The 15,249-nt window shown below is 37.5% G+C and carries 17 protein-coding genes; 12 read left to right on the forward strand and 5 right to left on the reverse strand.

Annotation, left to right across the window (positions count from 1 at the left end; genetic code table 11):
- Positions 1-8 precede the first annotated feature (8 nt).
- Both RSC39_RS01170 and RSC39_RS01175 read right to left on the reverse strand, forming a co-directional pair.
- Positions 9-887: an NAD(P)H-binding protein gene (locus tag RSC39_RS01170; RefSeq protein ID WP_332534489.1), complete on the reverse strand. Its 879-nt coding sequence runs from the start codon at positions 885-887 to the stop codon at positions 9-11.
- A gap of 21 nt (positions 888-908) precedes the next feature.
- Entirely contained in the window at positions 909-1,748 is an 840-nt protein-coding gene (locus RSC39_RS01175) for an NAD(P)-dependent oxidoreductase (protein ID WP_332534491.1), read from the reverse strand.
- A 205-nt stretch (positions 1,749-1,953) separates the two neighbouring features.
- Between RSC39_RS01175 and RSC39_RS01180 the strand changes: the two genes are divergently transcribed.
- Positions 1,954-2,499 carry a TetR/AcrR family transcriptional regulator gene (locus RSC39_RS01180; RefSeq protein WP_021036625.1) on the forward strand — a complete coding sequence of 182 codons (546 nt, stop codon included), beginning with the start codon at positions 1,954-1,956 and terminating at the stop codon, positions 2,497-2,499.
- A gap of 112 nt (positions 2,500-2,611) precedes the next feature.
- Here the strand turns inward: RSC39_RS01180 and RSC39_RS01185 are convergent, their stop codons facing one another.
- Positions 2,612-4,072 (reverse strand): MDR family MFS transporter, encoded by a 1,461-nt coding sequence (locus tag RSC39_RS01185; protein WP_075070336.1) that lies wholly within the window; start codon positions 4,070-4,072, stop codon positions 2,612-2,614.
- Positions 4,073-4,259: 187 nt separating this feature from the next.
- Here RSC39_RS01185 and RSC39_RS01190 point away from each other — a divergent pair, with 187 nt between their 5' ends.
- The 5 genes from RSC39_RS01190 (at position 4,260) to dhaQ (ending at position 8,269) form a co-directional block, all read left to right on the forward strand.
- Positions 4,260-4,631: a MerR family transcriptional regulator gene (locus tag RSC39_RS01190; protein WP_011834331.1), complete on the forward strand. Its 372-nt coding sequence runs from the start codon at positions 4,260-4,262 to the stop codon at positions 4,629-4,631.
- Positions 4,632-4,711: 80 nt separating this feature from the next.
- Positions 4,712-4,888 carry a 30S ribosomal protein S21 gene (rpsU, locus tag RSC39_RS01195; protein ID WP_003129844.1) on the forward strand — a complete coding sequence of 59 codons (177 nt, stop codon included), beginning with the start codon at positions 4,712-4,714 and terminating at the stop codon, positions 4,886-4,888.
- Positions 4,889-4,995: 107 nt separating this feature from the next.
- Entirely contained in the window at positions 4,996-5,808 is an 813-nt protein-coding gene (locus tag RSC39_RS01200; RefSeq protein ID WP_332534496.1) for an HAD family hydrolase, read from the forward strand.
- A 201-nt stretch (positions 5,809-6,009) separates the two neighbouring features.
- The gene (locus tag RSC39_RS01205; RefSeq protein ID WP_332534498.1) at positions 6,010-7,206 is read left to right on the forward strand and encodes a phosphoglycerate kinase; all 1,197 of its coding nucleotides are present in this window, start codon (positions 6,010-6,012) and stop codon (positions 7,204-7,206) included.
- Positions 7,207-7,282: 76 nt separating this feature from the next.
- Positions 7,283-8,269 carry a DhaKLM operon coactivator DhaQ gene (gene dhaQ / locus RSC39_RS01210; RefSeq protein ID WP_332534500.1) on the forward strand — a complete coding sequence of 329 codons (987 nt, stop codon included), beginning with the start codon at positions 7,283-7,285 and terminating at the stop codon, positions 8,267-8,269.
- Here dhaQ and dhaS read toward each other — a convergent pair whose 3' ends face one another.
- A complete protein-coding gene (gene dhaS, locus RSC39_RS01215) occupies positions 8,270-8,812 on the reverse strand; it encodes a dihydroxyacetone kinase transcriptional activator DhaS (protein WP_332534502.1) in 543 nt (180 codons plus the stop codon).
- A gap of 100 nt (positions 8,813-8,912) precedes the next feature.
- Here dhaS and dhaK point away from each other — a divergent pair, with 100 nt between their 5' ends.
- Genes dhaK through RSC39_RS01235 form a run of 4 tightly spaced genes read left to right on the forward strand, consistent with a single transcriptional unit; the run spans position 8,913 to position 11,587 of the window.
- On the forward strand, positions 8,913-9,905 hold the full coding sequence (gene dhaK / locus RSC39_RS01220; RefSeq protein WP_332534504.1) for a dihydroxyacetone kinase subunit DhaK: 993 nt from the start codon (positions 8,913-8,915) through the stop codon (positions 9,903-9,905).
- 9 nt (positions 9,906-9,914) lie between these two features.
- Entirely contained in the window at positions 9,915-10,493 is a 579-nt protein-coding gene (gene dhaL / locus RSC39_RS01225; protein WP_021036632.1) for a dihydroxyacetone kinase subunit DhaL, read from the forward strand.
- Entirely contained in the window at positions 10,490-10,861 is a 372-nt protein-coding gene (gene dhaM / locus RSC39_RS01230) for a dihydroxyacetone kinase phosphoryl donor subunit DhaM (RefSeq protein WP_043737218.1), read from the forward strand. Before dhaL ends, dhaM begins: the two co-directional genes overlap by 4 nt.
- Before the next feature lie 9 nt (positions 10,862-10,870).
- Positions 10,871-11,587, forward strand: a complete 717-nt coding sequence (locus RSC39_RS01235) for an MIP/aquaporin family protein (protein WP_332534507.1) — start codon at positions 10,871-10,873, stop codon at positions 11,585-11,587.
- A 42-nt stretch (positions 11,588-11,629) separates the two neighbouring features.
- Here RSC39_RS01235 and RSC39_RS01240 read toward each other — a convergent pair whose 3' ends face one another.
- Positions 11,630-13,009 carry a C69 family dipeptidase gene (locus RSC39_RS01240; protein WP_332534509.1) on the reverse strand — a complete coding sequence of 460 codons (1,380 nt, stop codon included), beginning with the start codon at positions 13,007-13,009 and terminating at the stop codon, positions 11,630-11,632.
- A gap of 243 nt (positions 13,010-13,252) precedes the next feature.
- Here RSC39_RS01240 and RSC39_RS01245 point away from each other — a divergent pair, with 243 nt between their 5' ends.
- On the forward strand, positions 13,253-13,999 hold the full coding sequence (locus tag RSC39_RS01245) for an ABC transporter ATP-binding protein (protein WP_332534511.1): 747 nt from the start codon (positions 13,253-13,255) through the stop codon (positions 13,997-13,999).
- The gene (locus RSC39_RS01250) at positions 13,996-15,138 is read left to right on the forward strand and encodes an ABC transporter permease (protein ID WP_332534513.1); all 1,143 of its coding nucleotides are present in this window, start codon (positions 13,996-13,998) and stop codon (positions 15,136-15,138) included. Before RSC39_RS01245 ends, RSC39_RS01250 begins: the two co-directional genes overlap by 4 nt.
- The last annotated feature ends 111 nt before the right edge of the window (positions 15,139-15,249 follow it).

The raw sequence follows: 15,249 nt of genomic DNA on the forward strand, positions 1-15,249 counted from the left end.
GAAATGGATTATTGATAGTAAACTTGTGCAAATTCTTTAGCAAAATCATTTATTTTGACTTTGCCATGATGATAGGTTGAGGATTTGATTTCTTGGTAGAGTTTGTCAGGGCTTTGTTGAAATTGATTCATTTGACCAAATCCATCTGCCACAACTTTTGGAAGACCTGCTTTGACAAAGTTTTCTACCAAATCTTCCACAGAAATAGTGACATATTGGGCAGAAATGTTATTAGTTTCTAAGGCATTGACCCAATCAGTACCTATCGCCCAATCAGAAACGACATATTTTATTTTACTGACAGCTTTGTCCGTCAGTAAATCATTGATACGATTGTAAACAGCATCAGCAATATCACTTGGATGAACCCAAGCCCGCATTGTTTCAGGACTGATGGCTTCAAAAATTTTTCCTTGAGCCTTAAGTAGCGCAATTTCTGTCAGTAAATTGGTATAAAAACCAACGGGACGAATGTGTTTAACGGTAACACCAGTGAGTTCATCAAGCCCATCTTCCATGGCATGATATTCGTAGAGAATCCCAGCTTCTGGGCTTTGGGCACCGACTGAGCTAAGGTTAATGACTTTTTTGACATCAGTCTTTTTGATGGCCTGACTGTAAATTTTTGCCAAATCAGACATTGATGTTGCTGACGAAAAAGCGATACCCGTAATCATGAGATAAACCAAATCAGAACCAGTGAAAGTTCGGCTGAGAAAGTCGAGGTCAGTATTTAATCCAACCGCAGCTTTCGCACCGAGCTTTTCAATAGCCGCAGCTCCTTCGGGACGTGAAGTAATGACAGTGACTTCATGTCCGTCAGCGATTAATCTGGGGATAAAATGTCGATTGATGTTTCCTAATGAACCTAAAAGTGTAATTTTCATACTTGTTCTCTTTTCTATTTTTTAAAGGGCGTTGGCGTCTTTTGCGTCATTGATAGAAGGATAGAGGAAGTTGAAGTCAAAATCTTCTTTCAAACGATGATTTGAAGAAACCGACTCCCATTTGTTGTAGTCATTGTCAGTTGGACGTTCTTGAGCAATATTTTCAATGGATAAAATATCAGCGATAGAAGTTTCAGAATCATCAACGATGTTGTAAAGGTCATGCTTCAAGTCTTTAGTGTGAACGATTTGGAGGAGCGCGCGGTCAATATCTGTATGATGAACCAGCGAATTTAGCTTATCAGGATGACGTTCTGTCAGATAAGGGGCAAGTTCGTTCAGATGAGGGTCCTTATCCCCATAGACTAAGCCAAAGCGAGTAATGACAAGTTCGGTAGCTGTCCCAGCTAATAAGCTGTGAAGTCCTTTTTCGGCAGCAATTTTACTTGCTGGATAAGTCGCTTTTCCAGTCGGTTCATCGTTTTCTGTGGCCGGGCGATTAAGCGTATTTCCGAGATAAACATTAGTTGTACTTGCAAAAATAAAACGTTGGACTTTGGCTTCAAGTGCTGCCTTGGCAAGACTAAGTGTCGCATCAAGATTGACTGATTTTTGTGTTTGGTCAGAAACACCACGAAAAGCTGCTGCAGTATGAATGATGACATCAATGCCAGCTACTGCTTTTTTCAAATCATTTAGATTTGTTAAGTCACCAACGATGATTTCGGCTCCTTGTTCCTTTAGCGAAGCGGCTCGGCTTTCATCACGGACCAAAAGGCGAATATTTTCTTTTTGATTGAGAAAATATTGAGCCAGACGACTGCCAACTTTTCCGGTTGCACCAGTGATTAAGATTTTCATTTGATTACCTGACGACTTTCTTTAAGTGCTGACTTGACTGATGAAATCGTATTTTATAGCTTTCTCTTGACAGTTTCAGTCTTAATTTTATATAATGTCAGTAACTGACATTTGAGAATAGTATAATCTTTCGGAAAGTAATTGTCAAGAAAAATGTCATAAACTGACATTTCGGGGGATTTTTGGATATGTTTAGGAAGAAAAAATGAAAAAATCAAGTCAAGAAAAATTATATGAAGCAGCGCTTGAGCTGATTACAGCACAAGGTTATGACAATACCACCGTTTTACAAATCGCAACTAAAGCCGGCCTAACTGAGCGAACTTTCTTTCGCAAATTTAAAAATAAAGCGGATATTTTCTTTGCCGGAGGCGAGCAATACAGCGAAATGTTACTGAATAAAATGCGAGAATCAAAAGAAACAAATCCTTTATTTATCGTACTTGATGGTTATTTCTATGCTGCAGACTTCTTTGATGAACATCGAGAAAGAACAGTCAAAAGACAAAAAATAATTGCCAGCCACCCTGATTTGGAAGAGCGTGAACTCCTTAAACAAAGTAAAATTGAAGGACTCTTGGTCGAATACTTACTGACAGATTATGAGGAAAGAACAGCAAGACTTGCGGTTCGTTTGGCTCGTGCAATATACAGTGTAGCATGGGAAGAATGGTTAGAAAATGAGACGGAAAGTTTACGTCAACTATTAGAAAAGGCTATTGGCTCTTATAATGATTTGAAAAATTACTGACGGAAATACTAGCATATCCGTAAATGTGCTAAAGCGCAAACGGCTATCCTATGACAGAAGTCTTGTCAGTAAAATAAAAACTACTGACAGAGTTGTCAGCAGTTTTTTTGTTTTATTCTAGTCCTTTTTTCCAAGGGTCGAGCCAATTGACAAAAAGCGCAATGAAAAGAAGTAAGCCGGAGATAAGCGCAAGCAAGTGCATACCATTAAATAAGGTGTGACGCAAAGGGGCAACAAGGGCAGTTGGAATATTTTTTAAAGCTTGAGCATCAGAAATTTGATTAAGAAGTGTCGTTGTAAGTTTTGGATTATGTGCAGTTGAGTCAGTAAATGTACGGTTGAGAGCGATTGATAAGCCAGATAAGACAAGTGTTGTTCCCATTGTTCTTAGTAAAGCATTAACGGCAGTCGCTGCACCAATCAAATGCTTAGCGACACTTTCTTGAACTGCAACCTGTAAGGTAATGTTGACAATCCCAAAGGCGGTACCAAGAATTGCTGTCGCGACAAAGAGCATAAGAATTGAGGCATGTTCAGGCAAACTAAATAAGAAAAGCGCACCTAAAACCATAATAGCAAAACCGATATAAATCGTTCTTTTTTCGCCGACTTTTTGAATGAGATGATTGACATTTCTCGTTCCGATAACTAGCATGATTGCTGATGGAATCAAAACCATTCCACCGACTAAAGCCGTTGCGCCCATGACCCCTTGTCCCCAAGTGGGCAGATAGTTTGTATAAAAACCAAAGAAACCATATTGCATGAAAAACATGATATTTTTGGCAATGAAAGATGGATTTTTGAAAAGTTCAAGCGGAACAATGGGGTCAACCGCTCTTTTTTCAGCAAAATAAAATCCAGTGAAAAAGAGCAAACTGATAACCAACAGAGCAATCAATAATGGAAGATTAATGACGGCATTCCCCATCATTTGAAAAAGAAGCATAATGGCAATGACGGCAATGGATAGAGAAGCAGAACCAGCAAAATCAATTGATTTTTTAGTATGGTCAGTTTTAAGATCGAAATTTTTCCAAACAATAAAAGCCATGTAAATCCCAATCGGAATATTGATGAAAAAGACCCAGCGCCAGTCAAGTAAGGTTACAATCAAACCTCCGACAATTGGTCCTGCAATAGTTGAAAATGAATAAGCAGCGACAGTATTTCCAATCACGCGTCTCCGCTCATCAGCCTGATACATCATTCCATAGATGACAAAAGGAAGTTGAATCATCACACCAGCACCAAGTCCCATGAGGGCGCGGGCGACAATGACCATCAACATATTAATAGCTAATCCTTCGCCGAGAGAACCTATAGTAAATAAAAGTGTGCCGAGCACAAACATTTGTTTATAACCAAAACGTTCGGCCAGTTTTGTCCAAATGGGAGAAGAAACCGCCATGAGGAGCATATAAATAGTTACAACCCAACTCATCAACTTGATGCCGTGTAATTCTGCCATCATTGCTGGCAGAGCAGTAGCCACAATTGAGCCTTCCAAACCTGCCATGACATTGGAAAGCATAAAGGCTCGAATGGAGCGTTTTTCTTGTATTTTATTCAATTTTTCTCTTTTCTATATTAAAATAAGGATTCAAAATGCGGTGGTTGACACTTTGAAATCAACATGCTATATTATAGCAAGTTAGAGTTACTCTAAGTCAAGAGAAAAAATTGACTTTTTATTAATTAATGAATAAAAAATGTAAAATGACCCAAAAGATGGGTTTTATAAGTTCAAAGGAGAACAAATGGTCACTATTGCGACAGTCGCAGGAAGAACAGGGATTTCAGCCTACAATTTACGATTTTATGAAAAAGAAGGTTTGATTTCAGTTCCGCGCACCAAAGCTGGAATTCGAGACTTTGATGAAGCAGCAGAATCAAGAATTAATGCTATTCGCCATTATCGCTGTGCCGGTTTGAGTTTAGCACAGATTAAAGAAGTTTTTGCCAATACAGACAAACATGAGATGATTATCGAGGTTTTAAAAGCTCGTAAAAAAGAAATGGAAAAAGAATTAGCCGAACTGGAAAAATCAATGGCTTATTTGGATAAAAAAATAAATATTCATCAAGAACGCATGAATGAAGAAGCTGCAGCTAAAGCTAGTCTAGTTTGACAAGGCTATATCCATTTGATATAATAGAAAGGTCGTGTGAAAGACCACGAACTCTCGAGCTGGAAATGGGGTGAAAATCTATGTCAAAAACACTTGTACGCAAAAATGAATCACTTGACGACGCACTCCGTCGCTTCAAACGTTCAGTAACAAAAGCTGGAACTCTTCAAGAGCTCCGCAAACGTGAACACTACGAAAAACCTTCTGTAAAACGTAAACGTAAATCAGAAGCAGCTCGTAAACGTAAAAAATACTAATTAGAATTTTTAATCACTGACTCTTGTCAGTGATTTTTTTATTTATTAGCTTTTACTAACAAAGCTGTCAGCAAATTTTGTTAAAATGGAGATTAAAGGGGGATAAAATGACTAAGATTAAACATATTTTTTCTGATTTAGATGGCACTTTGCTTGATGACCAAGGTAAAATTTCCCAAAAGACTCAAGAGGTGATTGAAAACTCTAATCTTCCATTTTCTCTGGTTTCAGCAAGAGCGCCCCAAGCGATGGAAGAACTGATTGATCAGTTGAATTTAAAAAGCGCACAAGTTGCTTTTAATGGTGGGCTTATTTTTGCTAAAAATGAAGTCATTAAAGCAAGTCCATTGGTTCATGCTAGCACTCAAAAATTGATTAAGACAATCAAAAAAGATTATCCTGAAATAAATCTATCCCTGTACAGTTTAAGCGATTGGTACGTTGAAAAGATTGATGCAGACATCAAACAAGAAATGCAATTTACTCCACAAGTTCCCAAGTTAGTAGATTTAGAAGCATTGGTAACTGAGCGGCCAAGACTAGAAATATTTAAAATTCTTTTGATTACACCAAACGAAATAAAGCTAGAAGAAATCAAAAGACATTTAGAAAAGTTGAATTTTCCAGATATAATAATCCAAAAAACTTGGGAAACATATCTGGAAATTACACATCTTGAAGCTCAAAAAGCTAAAGCAGTTCAATTTATCGCTCAAAGAGAACGGTTAGAACAAAGAGAACTTGCAGCTTTTGGTGATAATGAAAATGATTTGTCAATGTTAAAAGCAGTCGGTCTACCAATTGTCATGGCAAATGCTTCTGATGATTTGAAAAAAATAGGAAAAGTGATTACAAAAAGTAATACAGAAGATGGTGTAGCTTATGGAATTCAAAAATATATTACTGACAGCTCACTCTAAGTTGCTTAGCAAAGCTCAAAAAATCTGTCAGTAAAAATAAAATCAAGAATCTTGTAAAAGTAACCCTTTACAAGCTAAAAGTAAAATTCTCAAAGCCAAAATATCCGAATTTGTGATATAATTAACCTATCGATTTGAATTGAATCAGCATGGTGCTTTTTCAATCTCAACAAAATTATCTTATAAGGAGAATTTTTCCAAATGGCAAAATTGACTGTAAAAGACGTTGAACTTAAAGGCAAAAAAGTCCTCGTACGTGTTGACTTTAATGTTCCAATTAAAGATGGCGTAATCACAAATGATAACCGTATCACTGCTGCGCTTCCAACAATTAAATACATCCTTGAACAAGGTGGACGTGCAGTCCTCTTCTCTCACTTGGGACGTGTTAAAGAAGAAGCTGATAAAGCTGGTAAATCACTTGCACCAGTAGCTAAAGCTCTCTCTGAAAAACTTGGTCAAGACGTTGTTTTCCCAGGAGCTACTCGTGGAGCAGAACTTGAAGCAGCAATCAACGAACTTAAAGATGGAGAAATCCTTCTCGTTGAAAACACTCGTTTTGAAGATATCGACGGTAAAAAAGAATCTAAAAACGATCCAGAACTTGGTAAATACTGGGCTTCACTCGGTGACGGAATCTTCGTTAACGATGCATTTGGTACAGCTCACCGTGCTCACGCATCAAACGTTGGTATCTCAGCAAACGTTGAAAAAGCCGTTGCTGGTTTCCTTCTTGAAAACGAAATTGCTTATATCCAAGAAGCAGTTGAAGCTCCAGAACGTCCATTCGTAGCAATCCTTGGTGGTTCTAAAGTTTCAGATAAAATCGGTGTTATCGAAAACCTCCTTTCAAAAGCTGATAAAGTTATCATCGGTGGTGGGATGGCTTACACATTCTTGAAAGCACAAGGTTACGAAATCGGAACTTCACTCGTTGAAGATGACAAACTTGACCTTGCTAAAGAATTGCTTGAAAAAGCAGCAGGAAAATTGATTTTGCCACTTGACCACAAAGTTGCTAACGCATTTGCTGGTTACACAGAAGTTAAAGAAACTGCTGACCAAAATATTCCTGCAGGCTTCATGGGACTTGACGTAGCAAGCAAAACAATTGCTGACTACAACACACAACTTGAAGGTGCTAAAACAGTTGTTTGGAATGGTCCAGTTGGTGTATTTGAAAACCCAGACTTCCAAGCAGGTACTGTTGGATTGATGGAAGCTATCGTTAAACAACCAGGTGTTAAATCAATCATCGGTGGTGGTGACTCAGCAGCAGCAGCAATCAACCTTGGTTATGCAGATAAATTCTCATGGATTTCAACTGGTGGTGGAGCTTCAATGGAACTCCTCGAAGGTAAAGTACTTCCAGGACTTGCAGCTTTGACTGAAAAATAATCTAAAAGCTAATAAATAAAAAGAGTTTGATTTTTGAAATCAAGCTCTTTTTGTATCTGTGCTATAATTTGGTTATATGAAATTCTATAATTCAACAAATGAAATTCCAGAGGAGATGTTAAAAGGGATTGATTTGACTTACCCTCAATTGGCTTATCTACCAGAAACTGGAATTCTCTATGATAATAAATATAATGAAAAAACAGTTCCAATTATTTCAGGTGGAGGAAGTGGTCATGAACCGGCCCATGTAGGTTACGTTGGGGCTGGAATGCTTGCGGCAGCTGTGACTGGCCCTCTATTTATACCACCAAAGTCTAAAAATATTTTAAAAGCTATTCGCCAAGTTAACTCAGGCAAAGGCGTTTTTGTGATTATCAAAAATTTTGAAGCTGATTTAAAAGAGTTTAAAAAAGCGATTGAAGAGGCAAGAACTGAAGGGATTGACGTCAGATATATTGTCAGCCATGATGATATTTCGGTGAATGCTTATAATTTTCATAAAAGACATCGAGGAGTTGCTGGAACGATTTTGCTTCATAAAGTACTCGGTGCTTTTGCAAAAGAAGGGGCAAGTATTGATGAAATTGAACAATTGGCTCTGTCCCTTTCCCCAGAAATTTATACTTTGGGTGTCGCCTTAGCTCCAGTTAATTTTCCTCATCATAGGACCTCCTTTCTATTAGCAGAAGATGAAGTGTCTTTTGGCGTTGGAATTCATGGCGAGCCTGGTTACCGAATCGAAAAATTTGAAGGCTCTGAGCGTATTGCCGTAGAATTAGTAAATAAGTTAAAAGCAGAAATTAATTGGCAAAAAAAAGCCAATAAAAATTATATTTTGCTTGTAAATGGTCTTGGTTCAACGACTTTAATGGAACTCTATCATTTTCAATACGATGTCATGCGCCTTTTAGAACTTGAAGGATTATCCATTAAGTTTTGTAAAGTCGGGAACTTAATGACAAGTTGTGATATGTCAGGAATTTCATTAACACTTTGTTCTGTCAAAGATTCTAAATGGTTGGACTATCTGAATGCTCCAACTGGAGCTTTCGCCTGGTAATCAATCTTCAAAAATATTCAGTTGAGCAAGTAAGAGTTTAACTATCTGAGGATAAAGGTCCTCTAAAGAATTTCCTCTGATGATTGACTCTTTAGTTATTGCACAAATTGCTGCAGCATTATAACGACATATAAATGATTTTTCTAAGTCTGACCAATGATAGTCAGACTTATTTTCTTGGTCAAAAAGCACCTTATCAAGCAGATTTTCCCATTGAATAAGAAAAAAATGTTCAAAATTTTTATCAATAACAAAAATTTTTTGATAAAAAATTTGATTTTCATCTAAGTAACGTAATAAAAGCAAGAGTTCTTTTTGCCAGCCATAATAATCCAGATTGTCATTAATTAATTCGGCAAAGTCATTCTCAAAAATCCAAGATAAAAGTTCTTCTTGGTTTTGAAAGTAATTATAAAAAGTTTGTCGTCTAATTTTTGCGACTTGCATGATATCACTGACCGAAATCTGGTGATAGGCATTACTTTGCATTAAGTCTTTAAAGGACTTAGCAATAATTTTTTGTGTAATGATTGATTTTTTCATATTTCAAAAGAAAGCGGACACATTTTGCGATTTGTCCCTTATTTTTATCAAATTTTTATTTTATACTAAGTATAACATAAGAAACTCAGGAGGATGAGCGATGAAAAAAATTATTAATCAACCACAAGATGTGGTCTCAGAAATGTTAGCCGGATTGACCTATGCTTACGGGGATTTGATTGAAAAAGTTCCAGATTTTGAAATTATTCAACGTAAAAGTCCTAAAAGTGGGAAAGTTGCCTTAGTCTCAGGTGGGGGTTCTGGACACGAACCAGCTCATGCTGGCTTTGTTGGGGAAGGAATGCTGTCAGCAGCTGTTTGTGGAGCTGTTTTCACTTCCCCAACTCCTGACCAGATTTTTGAAGCAATCAAAGCGGCTGATGAAGGAGCTGGAGTGCTCTTGATTATCAAAAATTATTCAGGTGATGTCATGAACTTTGAAATGGCAAGAGAAATGGCTGAGATGGAAGAAATTAAAGTTGAGCAAATTATTGTCGATGATGATATCGCCGTTGAAAATTCGCTCTATACTCAAGGAAGACGAGGAGTTGCTGGAACAGTCCTTGTTCATAAAATATTAGGCGCAGCTGCCCATCAAGGGGCTTCTTTAGATGAAATCAAAGATTTGGCTGATAAGGTCGTCAAGAATATCAAGACTATTGGCTTAGCTTTGTCAGCCGCAACAGTTCCAGAAGTTGGAAAACCTGGTTTTGTTCTTGATGAAGATGAAATTGAATATGGCGTCGGAATTCATAGTGAACCAGGATACCGTCGGGAAAAAATGAAAACTTCTTATGAGTTAGCAACAGAACTGGTTGGTAAATTGAAAGAAGAATTCAAATTTGAAGCTGGTCAAAAATATGGCATTCTTGTGAATGGTATGGGAGCGACGCCACTGATGGAGCAATTCATTTTTATGAATGATGTTGCAAAATTACTGACAGACGAAAAAATAGAAGTTCTTTTTAAAAAAGTTGGGAATTATATGACTTCAATTGATATGGCAGGCTTGTCACTTACAATGATTAAGTTGGAAGATGACCAATGGCTCAAAAATCTTAATGAAGACGTGAAAACTATTTCTTGGGGATAAGGAGAGAGAATGTTAACAATAGATACAACCATTGAATGGTTAGGAAAATTCAACGAAAAAATACAAGAAAACAAAGCTTATCTGAGCGAACTAGACGGGCCTATTGGTGACGGGGACCATGGTGCAAATATGGCTCGTGGGATGTCTGAAACAATGAAAGCATTGGAAGGTTCAGACTTTGAAAATGTTTCAGAAATCTTTAAAAAAGTGGCCATGACCCTAATGTCAAAAGTAGGCGGAGCTTCTGGACCTTTGTATGGTTCAGCCTTTCTAGCCATGAGTAAGGCTGCCACAGAAACTTTGGATACAAGTGAATTAATTTATGCTGGACTAGAAGCTATTCAAAAAAGAGGAAAAGCTCAAGTCGGTGAAAAAACGATGGTTGATATCTGGTCAGCATTTTTAAAAGACCTGCAAACAGATTCAGCTTCCAAAGAAAATTTAGAAAAAGTTGTTAAAGCAAGTGCAGGACTTTTAGCGACTAAAGGACGAGCTTCTTATCTGGGAGAACGATCAATTGGGCATATTGACCCTGGAACACAATCAAGTGCTTATTTATTTGAAACACTTTTGGAGGTAGTAGCATGACTTATGGCATTGTAATCGTTTCTCATTCTTCTGAGATTGCCTCAGGATTAAAAAAATTAATTCGTGAAGTCGCTAAAAATATTTCACTAACTGCTATAGGTGGTTTAGAAAATGGAGAAATAGGTACCTCTTTTGACCGAGTTATGAATGCTATTGAAGAAAATGAGGCAGACAATCTCTTAACATTTTTTGATTTAGGAAGCGCTCGAATGAATCTAGATTTGGTTTCTGAAATGACAGACAAGGAATTAACCATTTTTAATGTCCCGCTCATTGAGGGAGCTTACACAGCGAGTGCCCTCTTAGAAGCAGGGGCAACTTTTGAAGCAATAAAAGATCAGTTAGAAAAAATGCTGATAGAAAAATAAGGTAGAGCAATGACATTACAAATATTGGGAGAATTTCTGGGCACTTTCATCCTTGTATTATTAGGAAATGGGGTTGTCGCAGCAAATGTTTTAGGTAAAACAAAATCGGAAAATGCAGGTTGGGTGACTATTGCAATTGGCTGGGGCTTAGCCGTTGCTGTCGCCGTCTGGGTAGTTGGCTTCTTTTCGCCCGCTTATCTCAATCCAGCCCTGGTAATTGGTTTTCTCGTCTTAGGGAAAATAAAAATTGGCTTAGCACTTGCTTTCATTATCGCTGAATTTTTAGGTGCTATGTTAGCTGCTGTTGCCGTTTGGTTACATTATTATCCCCATTGGGAAGAAACAAAAGATTCTTCTCTAATCTTGGCAAGTTTTGCTACAGCACCTGCTATTCGTCATTCTTGGTCCAATTTTTTAGGAGAAGCTTTTGACGGGGCGCTGCTCATGCTATTGATTATGGCAATGGGCCATTATCGTCTGGAAGGTGGTTTTGGTCCAATTATTGTCGGTTTTCTCATTATGGCAGTTGGTTTTTCTTTAGGACCAACTACTGGTTACGCGATGAATCCAGCACGTGACTTAGGTCCGAGAATCATGCACGCACTTTTACCAATCAAAAATAAAGAAACTTCTGACTGGGGCTATGCTTGGATTCCAGCAACTGGTTCGATTGTTGGTGCTGTAATTGCTGGACTACTCTATCAATGGATATTGACACTTCATTGATAATTGCTAAAAAGAAAAATACGGTTAATTAACCGTATTTTTTTAATCATTAAAATCAAAGCGAAGTTTCATATGATTGGAACCAGAAATAACCATTTTACCAAGAAGTTCAGTTTGAGCAGTCAGAGCAATCTGTGCAAGTCTTTCGTTCACTGCTTCAAGTGATTGGTCACTTCCTTTGTCGGTTTCGTTTTGTAAGGCTCTTAATTTTGCCATTGTGTTTAGGTCAAAATTGTCTCTTTTATCGACATAGCCTTGGAAATTACTGTCTCCAAGGACAGCAGTCATTGTGGTCAACCAATACATTTGTGTTGGGTCAAAATCCAGCTTTGTATCACGATAAGAAGCAGGTGTGTCGCTTACTCTGGCATAAAAAGGAACCAGACAATTAAAGGTGTTGGCACCAAAGGCAAGCCAGTGAATCCCAGCAATATTTTCAGCAACCTTATCTCGAATTTGCAAAACATGAAGTTCCAGATTACGGTTGAGTCCAATTGGTCGAATCAATTTTTGTTCTGCGGCGCTTGAAGTTGTACTATAAGGGTCATAAGCTGTATTTTCATAATGACTTGACAGGACAAACTTAATTTCTTCAATGGAAATTTTACGATTGGCTTGGCAGATGAAAGGTAAATCTTGATTAAAAGGGTCATCATTTCCTGTGATTTCTGGAGAAAAATAGTTTTGAACATACCAAGCACGTGGATTGTTGTAGCGCGTGTCTTTAATCGTGCTTGAACCAAAAATATGCCGAAGATTATATCCGTCAAAGTCTGGATTAAGATTGTTGTCATCAATAAATTCTTTCAAACCAGTTGAATAAATCGTGTCAGAGCTTTCAAAATCATACCAATCAATATTAAGACGATTAGGTGCAATAACATAGGCATCATCGGGGATACGAATAGCGGCCCACTGATGTCCGCCCAGTGTTTCTAACCACCAAATCTCATCTTTATCGGAAAATGCCATGCCGTTTGATTCATAGGTTCCATATTTTTCTAAAAGTTGTCCTACTCGTTCAACCCCTTCACGCGCACTGTGGATATAAGGAAGAGTAATTGTTGTGAAATCTTCTTCTCCTAGTCCTTTTTCAGCGTAGGGGTCCAATCCTAAAATTCGACTATTGGTTGTGGAGGTTTCTGTCGCGGTCATGGCAACATTCGCACTATTAATTCCAGCTGCAGCCCAAATGCCGTAAGTAGGGTCAGCATCGGGAGTAGAGGTATATGCTAGTGGATTTTCTGGCAAGTCAAATTCACAAGCTGTTGCGATTGAAGAATAGCGCTTGGGTTGATTTTCAGGATTAATGACAACAAAACGTTGGGGATTAGGTTTATCTCCCCCATCTTCGTTTCGTGCAATTAAAGTGCTACCATCTAATGAGGCTTTTTTACCTACGAGAAATGTTGTACAGGCCATAAGAACTCCTTTATAAATGTGATAAATAGCCTGTTATTAATAAATACTAAGCATAATTACAGGTTAGATTTTTGAATTTATCTAAAACTTAAAGTTAACTATTATTATACTATAAAGAAAGTTGTTTTTGAATGCAGAATAATACAGTTTTTCTAAAGGGCAAATTGATTTGATGTTCAAAAGGGAAGTGTTAGAATTAGGGTAAGATTAAAGCTAGAGAAGATTTATTTGAAGGATAAGAATATGACCTCACCAATAACTGTTAAAGGTATGAGCGTGAAATTTGGCGATAAAATAATATTAGACCGATTATCTTATGATTTTGAAAGTGGAAAAATAATTTGTTTGATTGGGCCTTCGGGCTCTGGTAAATCTACTTTTATTAAGTCAATTGTGGGAATGCAAAAATTAGATAGTGGAAGTGTTGAAATTCTTGAAGTCAAAATACCAGATAGAAAAATTTTAGGACAATTAGGTTATATGGCGCAAGAAGACGCCTTATTTAAGGAGTTGACTGGAAAACAAAATTTAGAGTTTTTTGGTTTGCTCCAAGGAATCAAAAAAAATGAATTGACAGAAAAACTTGAAAAAGCGGCACTGACAGTGAATCTTACAAGTCATCTTAAGCAATCGGTTGCTAATTATTCAGGAGGAATGCAACGTCGTTTATCACTCGCCATTGCTTTGCAAACGGATGCTCCAATCTTACTTTTAGATGAGCCAACGGTCGGGATTGACCCAGAATTACGTCAAGAAATCTGGGAAGAATTAAGAAATCAAGCAAATCAAGGGAAAACGATATTGATTACAACTCATGTCATGGACGAAGCAGAACGGTGTGATATTGTATTGATGCTTAGAAATGGCAAGTTTATTGCCGAAGGTTCTCCTAAGGAAATTAAAGAAAAATATCAAGTGAACTCGGTGGAAGAGGCTTTTATTGTGGCAGGAAAAACTTTAGAAATGAAAGCTAAGGAGGTGGTGAGATGAGAATTATTGCCATTTTCAAGCGAATTATGCTTCAAAGGCGCGGAGACCCAAGGACACTTGCAATGATGTTTTTAGCGCCAATATTTATTTTGACACTCATGTATTTTCTCTTTCAAGTCCCATCCAATACTGCCTATCGAGTGGGTTTAAAGTCCGATAATACAGAACTAACGAAGGCTTTAAAAAATATACCAGATGATAAAGCGCATTTGGAAGTGGTAAATGTTTCTAAAAATAATCGCTTGACAATGAATGAGAAAGATTTGAGTGCAATTGTCAGTATTTCAGGGAAAAATATTGAGATTAGCTATGCCAATCAGTCAAATGGAACAAGTTCTGCGGTAAAAATGCTTTTAACGCAAGTAATTCAAGAAAACCAAGCCAAAGCGACTAAAGAAGAGACTCAGCAAGCTTTGCAAAATTTGATGGATAAATTATCTCAAGTATCAGGACAAAGTGCTCCAACCAAACTGAGCGTTAATACAGAGCAGTTTCAGATAAGAAGCAAGTATTTGTATGGAAATCCGACGAGTACAAATGCTACTTTTGATGATTTAGCACCGATTTTAGTTGGCGCCTTTGCTTTCTTTTTAGTCCTTCTAATATCAGGGATTTCCTTAGTGAATGAGCGAACATCAGGAACATTGGGAAGGATGCTAGTGACTCCTGTTAAACGAAGTGAGATTGTCACTGGCTATACTTTGAGTTATGGAATTCTTGCGATGATTCAAACGGCACTCATGGTTATTTTTACCTATTGGATTTTAGGAGTTCACAATAATGGAAATATTGGTTGGGTTTTTGTCATTAATTTCTTTATTGCAATCATTGCTTTGTTGTTCGGCTTGCTCTTATCCACATTAGCAAAAACAGAATTTCAATTTGTGCAGATGATTCCTTTGGCCATTATTCCACAATTTTTATTTTCGGGATTGATTCCTGTCGATACGATGCCAACAATTCTGCAAGGAATTGCCCACTGCATTCCAGTTTATTATGGGATTAGTGCCATGCAAGAAGTAGTTAAAAGGGGAATGGGTTTTTCAGGAATTTGGTTCGATTTGTTGATTATGTTCGTTTTTGCTGTCGTGCTTTATCTTGCAAATGTTCTAGCTTTGAAAAATGTTCGCAGAACCTAAGTAAATAATTTTTATCCTATTGATTGACAGCTTTCAGAGCTGTCAGTTTTTGTATTGTCAGATGGGGAGGACCAGTAAGGTGAACCATTGTTTCGTGTAACTGGCTATGCT

The organism is Lactococcus sp., from assembly GCF_036648155.1.
Lineage (GTDB): Bacteria > Bacillota > Bacilli > Lactobacillales > Streptococcaceae > Lactococcus > Lactococcus cremoris.